Consider the following 15,612-nt stretch of genomic DNA (forward strand, 5'->3'; position numbering starts at 1 on the left):
CTAGACCTTCAGCCGTGCCGCATGCCACGCGACGTGATCACGGCCCAGGCTCGCGACAAAATAGTAGGAATGGTCGTAACCGGCTTGAAGACGAAAGGTGTGCGCCGTCCTGGTCGCGGTGAGTGCTGCCGCGAGAGCCTCGGGCTTCAACAGGTCATAGAACTGGTCGTCCGCTCCCTGGTCGATCAGAATGTCCCCGCTCCAGCCCTTGTCCTTCAACAGCAAGGTGGCGTCATGCGCCGCCCAGACGGCCTCGTTGTCTCCGAGATAGGCCCCGAGTTGCTTTCGCCCCCAATCCGATTTGGTTGGATTGGCAATGGGTGCAAACGCGGACAGGGACTGGTAATGACCCGGATATTTCATGGCCAGCGTCAGTGCCCCGTGACCGCCCATGGAATGACCGGTGATCCCTTGATGCACGGAAATGGAGAATTTCTCGGTCACCAGATCCCGCAATTCGCTGGCGATGTAATTTTCCATCTGAAAATTCGAGGCCCAGGGTGCCTCGGTCGCGTTGACATAGAATCCCGCGCCCTGCCCCAGATCATAGGCCTCGTCATCGGCGATCCCCTCGCCGCGCGGACTCGTGTCCGGAAAGACAAGCGCCAGTCCGAATTCCGCGGCATGCGCCTGCAGACCGGCCTTTGTCATGGCATTCTCGTGCGTGCAGGTCAGCCCGGACAGGTACCACAGGCAAGGAACCGGTCCGTCCTCGGCCTGCGGCGGCAGGTAGACCGCAAAGGTCATTTCGCAGCCGCAGGCTTCTGATTCGTGACTGTAAACGCCCTGAACGCCACCAAAGGATTTGTTTTCGGAAATGGTTTTCATCGAAACACCCTGTTTCATATGCCGCGCGGAACCTGATCTTGACTTCCATGCCGTTCCCCGCAGTCAGGAAACAGCATGGAGAGCTTCATCAAGTCCCGCAATGACGGCAATTTTTTCAGCCGGAGACCGTCGGCGCAACAACTATCAGTAAATCACCACGGAGCGGATGGATTCGCCCGCATGCATCAGGTCGAAGCCCTTGTTGATGTCTTCCAGCGGCATGGTGTGGGTGATCATCGGGTCGATCTCGATCTTGCCGTCCATGTACCAGTCGACGATCTTCGGCACATCCGTGCGGCCACGCGCGCCGCCGAAGGCGGTGCCGCGCCAGGACCGGCCGGTGACCAGCTGGAACGGACGCGTCGAGATTTCGGCGCCCGCCGGAGCCACGCCGATGATGATGCTCTCGCCCCAGCCCTTGTGGGCCGATTCCAGCGCGGTCCGCATCACGTTGACATTGCCCGTGGCGTCGAACGTGTAGTCGGCGCCGCCCTTGGTCAGGTTCACCAGGTAGGGAACGAGATCCTCTTCCACTTCGCCTGGGTTGACGAAGTCGGTCATGCCGAAGCGTTCGGCCATTTCCTTCTTGTCCGGGTTGAGATCCACACCGACGATCTGGTCGGCGCCGGCAAGGCGCAGGCCCTGGATGACGTTCAGGCCGATGCCGCCAAGGCCGAACACGATCGCCCGCGAGCCGATCTCCACCTTGGCCGTGTTGATCACCGCGCCGATGCCGGTGGTGACACCGCAGCCGATGTAGCAGACCTTGTCGAACGGCGCGTCGGAACGGATCTTCGCCAGTGCGATCTCCGGAACCACCGTGTGGTTGGCGAAGGTCGACGTGCCCATGTAATGCAGGATCGGGTCGCCATCGAGTGTCGAGAACCGGGACGAGCCGTCCGGCATCAGGCCCTGTCCCTGGGTGGCGCGGATCGACTGGCACAGGTTGGTCTTCGGGTTCAGGCAGTATTCGCAGGTCCGGCATTCCGGCGTATAGAGCGGAATGACGTGATCTCCCGGCTTCAGCGTCGTCACGCCCGGCCCGACCTCGACAACAACGCCCGCACCCTCGTGACCGAGGATCGCCGGGAAAAGCCCTTCCGGATCGGCGCCCGAAAGTGTGAACTCATCCGTATGACAAATGCCCGTGGCCCTGACCTCCACCAGAACCTCGAAGGCACGCGGACCCTCCAGGTTGACCGTGGTGACTTCAAGCGGCTTTCCGGCACCGACTGCGACGGCTGCGCGTACTTCCATGAATGAATCTCCCTGAATGAACTGTTCCGATGAGAGTTACCGCCCATGCGGGCAAATGCAACAAGCGAAGCGGCATCGAGTGTCGGTTTTGCGCAACTCGGTCCTGCAACACCGATGAACACGGGTTCGCGACCCATTGGATTCGGCTGTTTTTTGCCGGAAATCAGGGGTTTTGATATGCTTCCACACCGGGTTCCTGCGACCATGTCGCATTCAGACAAGCATGCGACCGAAACCTTATACGCAATGATGGATCCAGTCGCGAATATGCCCGGCAATGGCCGAGGCCGTTTCGCTTCAGGAACGGCTGTGCCCGAGATGCGAACAAAACCTGACGGCAGACACTCCGGATCATCCGGAACACCGGCCGGCAACGTGCGGAGCCGCTGATTGATGAAGCGATATTCCTTTCTGGAACTGGCCAAGAACGCCTTTTCCGCGCACCAGAACTGGGGTCGCCAGTGGCGTGCGCCCGAACCCAAGGCCGAGTATGACGTCGTCATCATTGGGGCCGGCGGCCATGGCCTGGCAACCGCCTACTACCTGGCCAGCCAACACGGCATCCGCAATGTCGCCGTGATCGAAAAGGGCTGGCTCGGCGGGGGCAATACCGGCCGCAACACCACAATCGTTCGCTCCAACTACCTATGGGAAGAAAGCGCGGGCCTTTACAATCATGCCATCGGCCTGTGGCAGGGGCTGTCCCAGGAACTGAACTACAACGTCATGTATTCCGCCCGTGGCGTGATGATGCTGGCCCATACCGTGCATGATGTTCAGGTCGCCCAACGGCACATCCATGCCAATCGCCTGGCCGGCGTCCAGAACGAATGGCTGACGCCGGAACAGGCCAAGGACTATTGTCCGCCGCTCAACATCTCGAAAAATGTCCGCTATCCGGTCATGGGCGCTGCCCTGCAGCGTGTCGGCGGCACCGCACGTCACGACGCGGTTGCCTGGGGTTATGCGCGCGGCGCCGATGCCCTCGGGGTCGACATCATCCAGAACTGCGCGGTGACCGGCATCCGCCGCGGCCAGGACGGCGCCGTGGAAGGGGTCGAGACAGTCAAGGGTTTCATCAAGGCCAAGAAGGTCGGTGTCGTGGCCGCCGGCCACACGTCGACCGTCATGGACATGGCCGGGGTACGCATGCCTCTGGAATCCTACCCGCTCCAGGCGCTGGTCTCCGAGCCGGTCAAACCGGCCTTCCCCTGCGTGGTCATGTCCAACACGATCCACGCCTATATCTCCCAGTCGGACAAGGGCGAACTCGTGATCGGTGCCGGCACCGACCAGTTCATCTCCTATTCCCAGGCTGGCGGCATCCACATCGCCAACCACACGATCGACGCGATCTGTGAACTGTTCCCGCATTTCCGGCGCATGCGCATGCTGCGCAACTGGGGCGGGATCGTCGACGTGACCCCGGACCGGTCTCCGATCCTGTCCAAGACACCGGTCCCGGGCCTTTACGTGAACTGCGGCTGGGGCACCGGCGGCTTCAAGGCGACCCCGGGTTCGGGCCATGTCTTTGCGCACACGATCGCAAAGGACGAACCGCACCCGATCAATGCCCCCTTCACCATCGACCGGTTCCGCACCGGCCGCCTCATCGACGAAGCGGCAGCCGCCGCCGTAGCGCACTAGGGAGATTTCGTCAGATGCTGCTGGTTTACTGCCCCTATTGCGATGTCGAGCGCGCGGAAACGGAATTCGCCTGCCGCGGCGAAGCCCATATCGCCCGGCCGACCGATCCGACACAGGTCACCGACGAGGACTGGGTCAACTACCTCTACATGCGCACCAACACCAAGGGTGTCTATGCCGAACGCTGGCGACACATTCACGGATGCGGCCGTTTCTTCAACGCGGTCCGCGACACCGTCAGCGACAAGTTCCTGAAATTCTACAAGACCGGCGAAGCGATGCCTGATCTTGAAGCGCTTTCCAAGGAGGCCGGCAAATGAGCCAGCCATTCCGCACTGAAAAAGGCGGCCGGATCGACCGCGCCGAACAGCTCACCTTCACCTTCGACGGCGAGGAAATGCAGGGGCACAAAGGGGACACGCTCGCCTCCGCGCTGCTGGCCAATGGTGTCCACCTTGTCGGACGCTCGTTCAAGTACCACCGTCCGCGCGGCATTATCAGCGCCGGCTCGGAAGAGCCGAACGCCCTCGTCGGCATCTACCGCAACGGCGACCAGACGCCAAACCTGCGCGCGACCCAGGTCGAACTCTACCAGGGCCTTGAAGCGATTTCGCAGAACCGCTTCCCCTCGCTCGGCTTCGATATCGGCGCCGTCAACGACCTGATGTCGCCCCTGTTTCCGGCAGGTTTCTACTACAAGACCTTCATGTGGCCGAAATCCTTCTGGGACCGGGTCTATGAGCCGATCATCCGTGCCGCGGCCGGTCTCGGCAAACCGCCGAAAAACCCGGATCAGGATTTCTACGGCAACATCTACACGCATTGCGACGTGCTCGTGGCCGGTTCCGGTCCGGCCGGCCTGGCCGCTGCCCTGGCTGCGGCCGAAACCGGCGCCAAGGTCATCCTGTGCGACGAACAGGCCGAATTCGGCGGATCTCTCCTGAGCGAGGCCGGGGCCAGTATTGACGGCAAGGATCCTTCGGACTGGGTAGCGGAGACCGTCTCCAGGCTGGTGGCGCTGGACAACGTCACGCTGCTGCCGCGAACCACGGCTTTCGGTTATTTCGCGCACAACTACGTTGCGCTGGCCGAACGTGTGACCGAGCACCTTCCGAACCCGGATCCGAAACTGCCGCGCGAACGTCTCTGGCAGGTCCGCGCCAAGGAAGTCGTGATCGCCGCCGGTGCGATCGAACGGCCCATGGTGTTCCCGGAAAACGACCGTCCGGGCATCCTGATGGCCGACTCGGGCCGAACCTATCTCAACCGCTATGGCGTCAAGGTCGGGAACAGGGTCCTTGTCACCACGACCTGCGACACCGCCTGGCAGGCCGCCTTCGACCTGAAGGACCATGGGGTCGAGGTCGTCGCCATCGCCGATATGCGCGAAACACCGCCGGAAAACCTGATTTCCATTGCGGAAGCACGCGGGATCCGGGTTGAAACCGGCTGTGTCGTCACCGGCACCCTCGGCCGCAAGCGGGTCAAGGGCGCGCTGCTCGGCAAGCTGATGACGTCCGGCAAAGTCGCCTCCGGCGGCCAGATCGGCTGTGACGCGATCCTGATGTCGGGCGGCTGGACCCCGACCGTCAGCCTGTATTCCCAGTCGCGCGGCAAAGTCGTCTGGGACGCCGACGCGGGCGCCTATGTACCCGGAAAGTCGGTCCAGAACGAGCGTTCGACCGGCGCTTCCAAGGGGCTTTACGGCCTCCAGGCCACTCTCGAAGACGGCTACGCCGCCGGTGAAGACGCCGCGAAGGCAGCGACGGGCAAAACCGGCAAGGTGACCTATGCCGTCGCCACCGGCGGCCAGGCTGGGTCCGGCGGCACGCTCGGTGCCCTTCCGCACGACCGCAATGCCTCGCGGGTCAAGGCATTCGTCGATTACCAGAACGACGTTACCGCCAAGGACGTCAAGCTGGCGGTGCGCGAAGGCATGCACTCGATCGAGCATATCAAGCGCTACACCACCACCGGCATGGCGACCGACCAGGGGCGCCTGTCCAACATGAACGCCCTGCAGATCGCCTCGGGTGCCCTCGATCGGCCGGTCACGGATGTCGGCCTGACCACCTTCCGCCTGCCGTTCACGCCAACCACGTTCGGCCTGTTCGCAGGTGTGTCGCGCGGCGACTTCTTTGACCCGGTCCGCAAGACACCGTCCCATGACTGGGTGGTTGAAAACGGCGGTGTCTACGAGGATGTCGGCCAGTGGAAACGGACCTGGTACTTCCCGAAAAACGGCGAGGACATGCACACGGCAGTCGCCCGGGAATGCAAGACAGCCCGCGAGAGCGTCGGCCTGTTCGATGCCTCCACGCTCGGCAAGATCGAGGTGGTCGGACCGGATGCCGCCGAATTCCTGGAACGGATGTACACCAACCCGTGGAAGAAACTCGCTCCGGGACGTTGCCGCTACGGCCTTCTCCTGAACGACGCCGGTTTCATCGTCGACGACGGCGTCATCGGCCGCCTGGCAGAGGACCGTTTCCACGTGACCACCACGACCGGCGGTGCGCCGAGCGTGTTCGCGACCATGGAAGACTACCTGCAGACCGAATGGCCGGATCTCGACGTCTGGATCACCTCGACCACCGAGCAGTTCGCCGTGGCCGCGGTCCAGGGGCCCAAGGCACGGGAGGTCATCGCGCCCTTCATCGAGGGTGTCGATCTCTCCGCGGAAGCCTTCCCGCACATGAGCGTCAAGGAAGCCACCTTCTGCGGTGTCCCCTGCCGCCTGTTCCGCATCTCCTTCACCGGCGAACTCGGCTTCGAGATCAACGTGCCGCGCCGCCACGGCAAGATGATGTGGGAAACATTGGCCAAGGAAATCGAGAAGCACAGCGGCACCGTCTACGGCACCGAGACCATGCACGTGCTGCGCGCCGAAAAGGGTTACATCATCGTCGGCCAGGACACGGACGGTACCGTCACCCCGCAGGATGCCGGAATGAGCTGGGCCATTGGCAAGAAGAAGCTGGACTTCGTTGGCAAGCGCGGCCTGGAACGGCCGGACCTGGTGGCGGAAAACCGCAAGCAGTTCGTCGGCCTGCTGACCAAGGACCCGAAGGTGAAGCTGGAAGAAGGCGCTCAGATCACCATGTCTGAAAACCCCGCCACCGGCACGCCGGCTGAAGGTCACGTGACCTCGTCCTATTACAGCCCGGCGCTGGAACGAAACATTGCACTGGCGATCGTAAAGAACGGTCACGCAATCGAAGGCCAAACGCTTTACGTGCCGATGCCCGATGGCAGCATTCCGGTCGAAGTGACCGGACCGGTGTTCTATGACAAGGAAGGAGCACGGCTCAATGTCTGAACTTCTGGCAAACGACCTGATCACGCCGGACGCAGGCGAAACACCGCTTCTGAGCCAGCCTGACGTCTCTATCCTGCAAGCCGTGCCGATCACGCGCCTGTCCTACCGGGGCCGCGAAGCCTCGCTCAAGGCCGCGGGAGAGGCCTTCGGCACGCCCCTGCCCGTCACGCCGCTCGGCAGCGCGACTGCTGCGAAACGGGCTTCACTCTGGATGGGGCCGGACGAATGGACGCTGCTGGCACCCGAAGAAGAGCTGACACAGGTCTTCGAGGCGATTGAAGGCAAGCTTGCCGACACGCCGCATGCCCTTGTCGATATCTCCCACCGCTCCCAGGCGGTCATCGTGAGCGGCAGCAAGGCCGAATGGCTGCTGAACACCGGTATTTTCATCGACCTGTCGCTGGAAGCCTTTCCGGTTGGAACCGTCACCCGCACGATCTTTCACAAGGCGCCCGTGATGGTGTGGCGGACCGGGCCGGACACCTTCGTGGTCGAAGCCTGGGTGTCCTTCATGGACTATGTCGCGGGTCTCCTGGTTCAGGCCGGCCAGGAACTGGCCGCCGCCTGACGTCTTGACCGATACCCCGATCGGGAACACACGATCTTAACGAAGCCCTGCAATCCTTGCGGACCATTTTGCTCTGCAAGGATTGCTTCATGTCCGGTCACGTCGCGAAACAGCTTCGGTTGGCGGAACTTCTCGGCGCTCTCAGCCACGCGCTCGACATCACCGAGGGCCAACCGCGCGGCCATTGTGTGCGCAGCTGCTGGATCGGCATACATGTCGGCCGCCAGGTCGGTCTTACCGAGGCCCAGCTGAGCGACCTCTACTACACGCTGCTTCTGAAAGACCTGGGCTGCTCCAGCAATGCCGCCCGGATCTGCGAGCTCTACCTGACCGACGATCTGACCTTCAAGCACGACTACAAGACCATCAGCGACAGCCTGCCGGCTGCACTGCGTTTCGTGCTTGGCCATACCGGCCTGAAACACGGCTTTGCGGAACGTGTTCGCGCCATTGTCAATATCCTGCAGAATGGCGGCGACATCGCCAGCGAGATGATCGAGACGAGGTGCCAGCGCGGTGCCGACATCGCACGGCAGATGCATTTCTCCGATCTCGTCATCGACGGCATCTACAGCCTGGATGAACACTGGGACGGCCAGGGGCGCCCGCACGGACTTGTTGGCAAGAGCATCCCGCTGTTCTCCCAGATCGCCCTGCTCGCCCAGGTCATGGATGTCTTCCAGATCAATTCGGGACCGGAAAGCGCCCTGCGCGAGCTGCGTGAACGCGCCGGTGGCTGGTTCGATCCCGTTCTTGTGGACGCAGCTGAAAGCGTTGCCCGCGACCCGGGCTTCTGGGCCACCCTGAAATCGGACGGGATCGACTCGATCGTCTATGGCCTCGAACCGGCCCAGAATGTCCGCTTTGCAGGCGAGGACCAGCTGGACGACATCGCGCACGGATTTGCGCTCGTGATCGACAGCAAGAGCCCTTTCACCGCCGGACACAGTGAAAGGGTCACCCTTTATACGGATATGATCGCAGAGGAACTGGGCTACGGCGCCCGCGACCGCCAGCTTCTGAAACGCGCTGCGCTGCTGCATGACATCGGCAAGCTCGGTGTCAGCAATTCGGTCCTGGACAAGCCGGGAAAGCTGGACGATCAGGAATGGGAACAGATCCGCATGCACCCGGTCTATTCGGACGAAATCCTGTCCCGGATAGAAACCTTCAAGGACCTGTCACCGATCGCCCGCGGTCATCATGAAAAACTCGATGGCCGCGGCTATCCGGACGGACTGACGGCCAGCCGGATCTCGATGGAAACCAGGATCGTGACGACAGCGGACATTTTCGACGCCCTGACCGCGGAACGCCCCTATCGCGGGCCGATGCCGCTGCAAAAGGCCCTCGGGATCATGGAGGGAGACGTCGGACCGGCGCTCGACAAGACGTGTTTTGAAGCCCTGAAACGCGCAACCGAGCGCATGGACCAGATCAAGGCTGCCTAAATAGGCCGCATTTCGGGTTTTCAAACCCGGTTCTTCTTGCATCCAGTACCGTTCGCACGCCAATTATCTTCCATGCTCAAAATCGGATCCTACAACATACAAAAGGCAATCGGCGTCGATGCACGCCGCCGTCCGGACAGGACCCTCAAGGTCATCCGGGAACTCGACTGCGATATCCTGGCCCTTCAGGAAGCAGACAAGCGTTTCGGACCGCGCGAAAGCACGCTGGACCCCGACAGCATCCTGGCCGAGACCGACTACCGTCCGGTGCCCTTCGGCACCAGCGAAAGAAGCCTCGGCTGGCACGGCAACGCCATTCTGGTGCGCAGCGCCATCGAGATCCTCGACCATCGCCGGATCGACCTGCCGAAGCTCGAACCGCGTGGCGCGGTCGCCGCGGACCTGAAGGTCGGTGGGGAGAAAATCCGGGTTGCCGCGATGCATCTCAGCCTGGTCAGCCATTTCCGCAAGAAGCAGATCACGTCGCTGATGCACCAGTTGCACGAGCATCTCGACTACCTGCCCACCGTCCTGATCGGCGATCTCAACGAATGGCGTGACACGGCCGGCAGCATCAAGCTGTTTGAACAGCGCTACGAAGTCACCACGCCGGGACGGAGCTTTCCAAGCCCCCTGCCTGTCGGCAGCCTTGACCGCATCATCACCAGCCCGGAATTCACCGTGGAACAGGCCGGTGTCCACAAATCCAAGACCGCGCGTGTCGCTTCGGACCATCTGCCGGTCTGGGCGCATCTGACACTGGAACCCGCCGGACACCTGGCGGCCCGGCACGATTGACCGGGTCCGGTCAGCCGATCAGCTTGATCATCACGAAATAGAGCGCGCCCGAGAGCAGTGCCGCTGCCGGAACCGTTATGATCCAGGCCGCGATGATGGTCATGAAATGCGCCCGGCGCACAAGGTGCCTGCGTGCCTGTTCTTCCCGGTTGCGGACGGGCCGAACCTGCTGATTGCCCGCGCTCTGGTGCTTGTTGACGTAGTCAAGACGGCGCTTGGAACGCTCCGTGTACCACTCCCTGAAGAACCCCACACCGAACACCGCACCGACCGCAATATGGGTGGAACTGACGGGCAGTCCCAAACCGGACGCAATGATGACCGTGATGGCCGCGGACAGGGACACGCAATAGGCGCGCATCGGGTTCAGCTTGGTGATCTGCTGGCCAACCATGTTGATAAGCTTGGGGCCGAACAGCAACAGCCCGAACGAAATGCCGAATGCGCCGACCGCCATGACCCAAAGCGGAATGCTGACCTTGGCGGCCACCTCTCCCAGTTCCGCGGTATGCACAATGGCGGCGAGCGGCCCCACGGCATTGGCCACGTCATTCGCGCCATGGGCAAAGGACAACAGGGCCGCTGAACACACCAGTGGAACGGAAAACAGGGTGCGAAGTGACTGGTTCCGGTTTTCAAGCCCTTCAGCCTGCCGGCGAATGAGGGGCCGCACCAGGAGCCAGACGGCCAAGCCAACGAGACTGCCAAGGAGCAGCGAGAGCGGCAAGTCGATCTTGATGATCTTCTTGAGACCTTTCAGCGCGAGATAGCTGGCGAAGGCGCCGGCCATGACACCGATAAGAACCGGAACCCACTTGCGTGCCGCCGCAATCTTGTCGTCCTGGTAAATGATGAAGGACTTGATGAAGGCGAGGAAGGCAGCCGCGATCAGACCGCCGAGAAAGGGCGAAATGACCCAGCTCGCGGCAATGCTGCCCATGGTCACCCAGTTGACCGCGGTGAATCCCGCCGCGGCAATGCCCGCCCCCATGACGCCACCGACGATGGAGTGGGTTGTGGAGACCGGTGCCCCGATCCAGGTTGCCAGGTTGATCCACAGCGCGGAAGAGACCAGGGCTGCCATCATGGCCGCCATGAAGACAGACGAACTGGAGATGGAATCCGGGCTGATGATCCCCTTGGATATCGTGCCGACAACATCACCGCCTGCGATCAGTGCCCCTGCACTTTCGAAGACGGCGGCAATGATCAGCGCCGTCAGCAGCGTCATGGCGCGCGATCCGACAGCCGGCCCGACATTGTTGGCAACATCGTTGGCGCCGATATTCAGCGCCATGTAGGCCCCGATCGCAGCCGCCGCGACGATGACGACCGCGCCCGGCGCCCCCGACATGGAAGCCCCAGCGGCCAGAGCGCATAGGACAATGAAGACAAGCGCTATGCCCGGCGCGATCAGACCGCGCCCGAGAGACCCCGCCGCCTCCTCCATATAGCTGAACTTGTCCAGATCCTTGTCGAGTGTCGGCTTTTTCAAGTTGGGCATGACAATCCAGTTCGCGGCTTCCCGGCGGCCCGTCGGCAGCCCAGGCGGTCTCGTACGGCGCCTGCCTTAAACAATCGTTGGAAAAGGTCAACCAAAACCACGCAAGAACGCGGATTTTTCTTAGCCGTGCAAGGTTTCCAGCTTGCGCAACACGTCCACAAGGCCGTCGTCATTCGAAATTCTGACAGCTTCCTTGATGGAAACCCACCGGACGTCCCGTTCCCCAGAATCAGGGAAATCCTTCAGGGTGTCTTCAACCTCGACAAGGAATACGAGGTTTTCCGTTCGTATTTTCAAACCGGCCTCCCCGCCCTTGTGGGAAGAAAAGCTGGCAAAAGGCTTCTTGTGGGCCTTGCCGACCACTCCCGCCTCCTCGTAGGCCTCTATGGCCGCCGTACGATGTGCCCTGTGGGACAGGATCGGCCACCCTTTCGGCAGGATCCACCTTTGGGTCGACTTGGACGTGACCAGGAGGACTTCCAGCTTGCCGTGACGCCTCCGGTGGCAAAGAGCAGCGATCTGCAGCCTCGCGGGCCTGCGAAACATCGCAACAACGCTTTGGAGGAACGTCGGTCTGAAGTCGGAACCTGGATACGTATACGTCATTAAGTTCTTTCTGCGGTCGTTCGATTCAATTGCCAATGATAGCAGCTGACACATGGCGATAGAAGTGCACTTAGTGCTCTCCGTTTGCCGGCGCAAGGCCTCACGCTCGCCATCCGGCAACGCGGATCATGAAATCAGCAGGTCGAGAAGGTGAAAAAGCCCTGCGGCGAGAAGGGCGGCTGCCGGAACGGTGACTGCCCAGGCGGCAACAATCGTCAACAGGTTGGCGCGACGCACGAGGAGTCGGCGCCTGCGCTCTTCCCTGTTCTTGAGCATCTTGCGCGGTTTGACAACACCATCCTCCGCAACGTAGCGGTTTCGGTACCACTCCCGGTAAAACCCGACCCCGAACAGGGCTCCAACCGCGATATGCGTCGAGGAGACGGGCAAGCCGAAGGCGGAGGCAGCCAGGACTGTGGCCGCGGTCGCAAGCGTGATGCAAAAGGCACGGACCGGGTTCAGCTTGGTGATTTTCTTGCCGACCACCGTGATCAACCGTCGTCCGAACAACAGCAGGCCGGCCGATATGCCAAAGGCGCCAACGGCGCTCACCCACAATGGAACCTCGGGATTGAGAGCACCGAGATACCAGAAGATCAGGTCTGGAAAGTCGTTTGAAAGGCTGAGAACGATCGCAGCCAGAGGTCCAATGGCATTGGCGACGTCGTTGGCGCCATGGGCAAAGGACAAAAGTCCTGCCGTCACCATCAACGGCACTGCAAACAGGTTTCTCAAGGCGCGTGCACTGTCCTCCATCCTGTCGCTCTGGACGTGTACGATCCGGCGGTAGACCGACCAGATCAGGATGCCGACGAGCGCGGAAAGTGCGGGCGACAGCCAGTCAGGCACGGTGAAAAGGCGATTGGAGGTTTTCAGGAGCATGAATGCCGTGAAGATCGCTCCCATGAGCCCGAGCAGCACCGGCAGCCAGAAACGCGCCGCCTTGATCCGGTTTCCCGAATAGACGACACGTGCATTGATGAATGCCATCAGCGCTGCCCCGATCAGACCGCCAAGGACCGGGGAAAACACCCAGGACGCCGCAATGGCCGAAACGGTGGTCCAGTTGATCGCCGCGAACCCGCTTGCCGCAATGCCCGCTCCCACAACGCCGCCGATGATCGAATGGGTCGTCGATACAGGCGCGCCGATAACGGTCGCGAAATTGATCCAGAGCGCGGCCGCGGCCATGGCCGTCAGCATGGCCTGGATGAAGACGAAATTGTGCTCGACATCCGAGGGACTGAGGATCTGGCTGGACACCGTTGTCACGACGCTTCCGCCGGCCAGCAGAGCCCCCGCGCTCTCGCAGATCGCGGCCAGGATGAGCGCGCCTGTCAGGCTGATCACCCTGGCGCCGACCGCGGGACTGACATTGTTGGCAACATCGTTTGCGCCGATATTCAGGGCCATGTAGCCGCCGATCGCACTGGCGGCCACCAGAACGAACACGTCCGTATGGTCGGTGGAGACAACCTGCAACGCTGCGACGGTCACACACAGGCCCAGGAAAATCACGGCAAGGCCCACGCCGGTCAGGCGGCGCCCCATGGCCTCTGCGGCATCACCCAAAAACCCGAACTTGTCGAGATCCTTGTCGAGGGCCTTCGGCTTCAGGTCCCTGTTCGTCAGCAAGCGGTCAACCTCAACTCTATCGCCTCTTCGATGCACACAAGCATTTCGTTCCGGGCGCGCGGTTCATCGCATTACCCATGATCACATGGAAAGGAGACACCGGTGCGTCACCGATGAATTTCCTTCCCGGTCTTTCCCGGATACTCAGGTGATGCTGGACCGGTGCTTGCGCAGGAACCGCCTCAAGGACGGTTCGTCAACGGCGTCGATCGCTTCCGAGAGCGGCAGCCAAACGAGATCCCGCTGGCCCTTCTCGGGGAAATCCTTCAGCTGCTTTTCAAATCGTATCTTGAAGACAAGTACCTTTGTCCTGATCCGAAGTCCGTCGGACAACCCCTTGAAGGATCTGAAACTTCCGATGGGACGGGGATCAACCTTGCCGGTGACCCCGGCCTCCTCACAGGCTTCGATGATCGCTGTCTCACAGGCAGGCCTGTCCTTTTCAGGCCAGCCTTTGGGCAGGATCATTCGCCCGGATTCGCGCGTCGAGACAAGGAGCACCTCAGGTTCGCTGTCGCCGGAGCGAAAGCACAGCGCCGCGATCTGCAGACGGGCAGGCTTGACGAACAAGCCACTCAACCCGTGCAGCCACGATGCTTCCTGCGTTGCTATTGCCTTAGCGACACTCATCTCCAGACCACCTGTTTTCGGATGAGCGCTGTATAGAGGGTTCTTGTAGTGCCGTAAAGCAAAATGTGCACACTGTGCGCATTGCTGTCCGCCTAACTTTCTCCCTGGCCTTCGCTATCCGGCAACGACCCTGACATGATCCGCGGTCCAGGCTCCTGGCCAGACCTCGGCTTTTCCTGATTTAAGATCAGCTAGTTGGCGGAAAGGCACGGAAGCAAGCAAGAACGGTTCCTCACCATTCGTCCCATCCGTCGGCGCAATCTCTCCCGCAATGCCGACAAACCCGAACTCCTCCTCGCAAGGCAGGTAAAGAGCCGCGCCCGAAACATTCGAATCGTTTTGCGTGGTGCCCTTGGATGTTCCAACGACACCGCAGACGGCAACGGCGCACATGAGCTCCACCGCCCGTGCCTTGGCGCAACCGAACACCCGGTGATATCCGGACAGTTTTTCCGTCATCGAAGGCACCAGAAGAAGATCGATTTCCCGGCGCGCCAGCAGGCTGCTGAGCGCGGGCATTTCCACGTCCAGGCAGATCAGGACCGACATTTTCAGCCCGTCGAGTTCGAATACATTGAGCGCGTCACCGGGGGTCAGGTGCCAGACATCCGGGTCCTGTTCGAACGGGGTCAGGCTGAGCTTGTCCTGACGGATCTCCCGCCCGTCACGTGTCAGCAGAACCGCGGTATTGGTAATGCCCTTTGCCGTCTTTACCGGCATGGTACCCACGAGCAGCGATACACCGTGTTTTTCCGGCAAAGACGCCAGCAACGGAATCAGCGAGGTACCCACATCCGCAAGAAACGACATCTCCTGGTCCGGTCGCAACCCTTCCGGCTTGAACGCCAGGCAGCACTCGATGAGGTATTCCGGAAGCAGAAGAAGCTTGGCTCCGGCGTCGCGGGCACGGCACACGCCCTCCTCGATCTGAGCAGCAAATTCGGCAACAGATCCGGGCGCGCGGCCAAGATTGAAGGACCAGAGTGCGAGTGGGTAGTCGGTCATGAATTCCTGCGCCTCCCGGAAAGTGAGGCGCAAGACATAACGGCCGGGCTCTGATCAGTTCAAGCCACAAATTCGATATCGGAGATCAATCCAGAAACAGGCCGACAAAAGCAGCGAGCGCGACCAGAAAGCCGGTTCCCACGAACGCAGCCCTGGGTTCCCTTGGCAACGCCTTGAGCTTGGCGGATCGCCTCACTTCACGGATACCTTTCAGTGCCCTGTCGGTACGCCGGTCGATCTCGGCAAAATAGGGCGAGAGCTCGTTCTGAGCGTGCATGCCTGTTCCTCACGATTCCTTCGCGGAACCTGACCATAGGCATAGACCCTTAGCGGAGGGTTAACGGCCCGTTTACCAAACACGCAT

Annotated in this window: 14 protein-coding genes; 6 read left to right on the forward strand and 8 right to left on the reverse strand. The window is 61.5% G+C overall.

Annotated features, from left to right (window positions below; genetic code table 11):
* The gene (gene fghA, locus O6760_RS24915; protein ID WP_269582347.1) at window positions 1–828 is read right to left on the reverse strand and encodes an S-formylglutathione hydrolase; all 828 of its coding nucleotides are present in this window, start codon (window positions 826–828) and stop codon (window positions 1–3) included.
* A gap of 144 nt (window positions 829–972) precedes the next feature.
* The gene (locus O6760_RS24920; protein ID WP_269582348.1) at window positions 973–2,085 is read right to left on the reverse strand and encodes an S-(hydroxymethyl)glutathione dehydrogenase/class III alcohol dehydrogenase; all 1,113 of its coding nucleotides are present in this window, start codon (window positions 2,083–2,085) and stop codon (window positions 973–975) included.
* A 393-nt stretch (window positions 2,086–2,478) separates the two neighbouring features.
* Here O6760_RS24920 and O6760_RS24925 point away from each other — a divergent pair, with 393 nt between their 5' ends.
* From O6760_RS24925 to O6760_RS24950, 6 genes are all read left to right on the forward strand, one after another.
* Window positions 2,479–3,732: a sarcosine oxidase subunit beta family protein gene (locus O6760_RS24925; RefSeq protein ID WP_269582349.1), complete on the forward strand. Its 1,254-nt coding sequence runs from the start codon at window positions 2,479–2,481 to the stop codon at window positions 3,730–3,732.
* Window positions 3,733–3,746: 14 nt separating this feature from the next.
* Window positions 3,747–4,052 carry a sarcosine oxidase subunit delta gene (locus O6760_RS24930; RefSeq protein ID WP_269582350.1) on the forward strand — a complete coding sequence of 102 codons (306 nt, stop codon included), beginning with the start codon at window positions 3,747–3,749 and terminating at the stop codon, window positions 4,050–4,052.
* Window positions 4,049–7,051: a sarcosine oxidase subunit alpha family protein gene (locus tag O6760_RS24935; protein ID WP_269582351.1), complete on the forward strand. Its 3,003-nt coding sequence runs from the start codon at window positions 4,049–4,051 to the stop codon at window positions 7,049–7,051. Before O6760_RS24930 ends, O6760_RS24935 begins: the two co-directional genes overlap by 4 nt.
* The gene (locus O6760_RS24940; RefSeq protein WP_269582352.1) at window positions 7,044–7,619 is read left to right on the forward strand and encodes a sarcosine oxidase subunit gamma; all 576 of its coding nucleotides are present in this window, start codon (window positions 7,044–7,046) and stop codon (window positions 7,617–7,619) included. The genes O6760_RS24935 and O6760_RS24940 overlap by 8 nt, the downstream gene beginning before the upstream one ends.
* Before the next feature lie 89 nt (window positions 7,620–7,708).
* Window positions 7,709–9,070, forward strand: coding sequence for an HD-GYP domain-containing protein (locus O6760_RS24945; RefSeq protein WP_269582353.1), 1,362 nt, complete (start codon window positions 7,709–7,711; stop codon window positions 9,068–9,070).
* 72 nt (window positions 9,071–9,142) lie between these two features.
* The gene (locus O6760_RS24950) at window positions 9,143–9,868 is read left to right on the forward strand and encodes an endonuclease/exonuclease/phosphatase family protein (protein WP_269582354.1); all 726 of its coding nucleotides are present in this window, start codon (window positions 9,143–9,145) and stop codon (window positions 9,866–9,868) included.
* 10 nt (window positions 9,869–9,878) lie between these two features.
* On the opposite strand, the gene O6760_RS24955 is transcribed toward O6760_RS24950, so the two are convergent.
* The 6 genes from O6760_RS24955 to O6760_RS24980 form a co-directional block, all read right to left on the reverse strand.
* The gene (locus O6760_RS24955; RefSeq protein ID WP_269582355.1) at window positions 9,879–11,372 is read right to left on the reverse strand and encodes an inorganic phosphate transporter; all 1,494 of its coding nucleotides are present in this window, start codon (window positions 11,370–11,372) and stop codon (window positions 9,879–9,881) included.
* 120 nt (window positions 11,373–11,492) lie between these two features.
* Window positions 11,493–11,918 carry an NUDIX hydrolase gene (locus O6760_RS24960; protein ID WP_269582356.1) on the reverse strand — a complete coding sequence of 142 codons (426 nt, stop codon included), beginning with the start codon at window positions 11,916–11,918 and terminating at the stop codon, window positions 11,493–11,495.
* A gap of 186 nt (window positions 11,919–12,104) precedes the next feature.
* Window positions 12,105–13,613, reverse strand: a complete 1,509-nt coding sequence (locus tag O6760_RS24965; RefSeq protein ID WP_269582357.1) for an inorganic phosphate transporter — start codon at window positions 13,611–13,613, stop codon at window positions 12,105–12,107.
* Window positions 13,614–13,757: 144 nt separating this feature from the next.
* On the reverse strand, window positions 13,758–14,243 hold the full coding sequence (locus O6760_RS24970; RefSeq protein ID WP_269582358.1) for an NUDIX hydrolase: 486 nt from the start codon (window positions 14,241–14,243) through the stop codon (window positions 13,758–13,760).
* 114 nt (window positions 14,244–14,357) lie between these two features.
* Entirely contained in the window at window positions 14,358–15,248 is an 891-nt protein-coding gene (locus O6760_RS24975) for a nitrilase-related carbon-nitrogen hydrolase (protein WP_269582359.1), read from the reverse strand.
* An 85-nt stretch (window positions 15,249–15,333) separates the two neighbouring features.
* On the reverse strand, window positions 15,334–15,525 hold the full coding sequence (locus O6760_RS24980) for a hypothetical protein (protein ID WP_269582360.1): 192 nt from the start codon (window positions 15,523–15,525) through the stop codon (window positions 15,334–15,336).
* Window positions 15,526–15,612: the final 87 nt, after the last annotated feature.

The sequence above is a fragment of the Roseibium sp. Sym1 genome (assembly GCF_027359675.1).
Taxonomy (GTDB): Bacteria; Pseudomonadota; Alphaproteobacteria; order Rhizobiales; family Stappiaceae; genus Roseibium.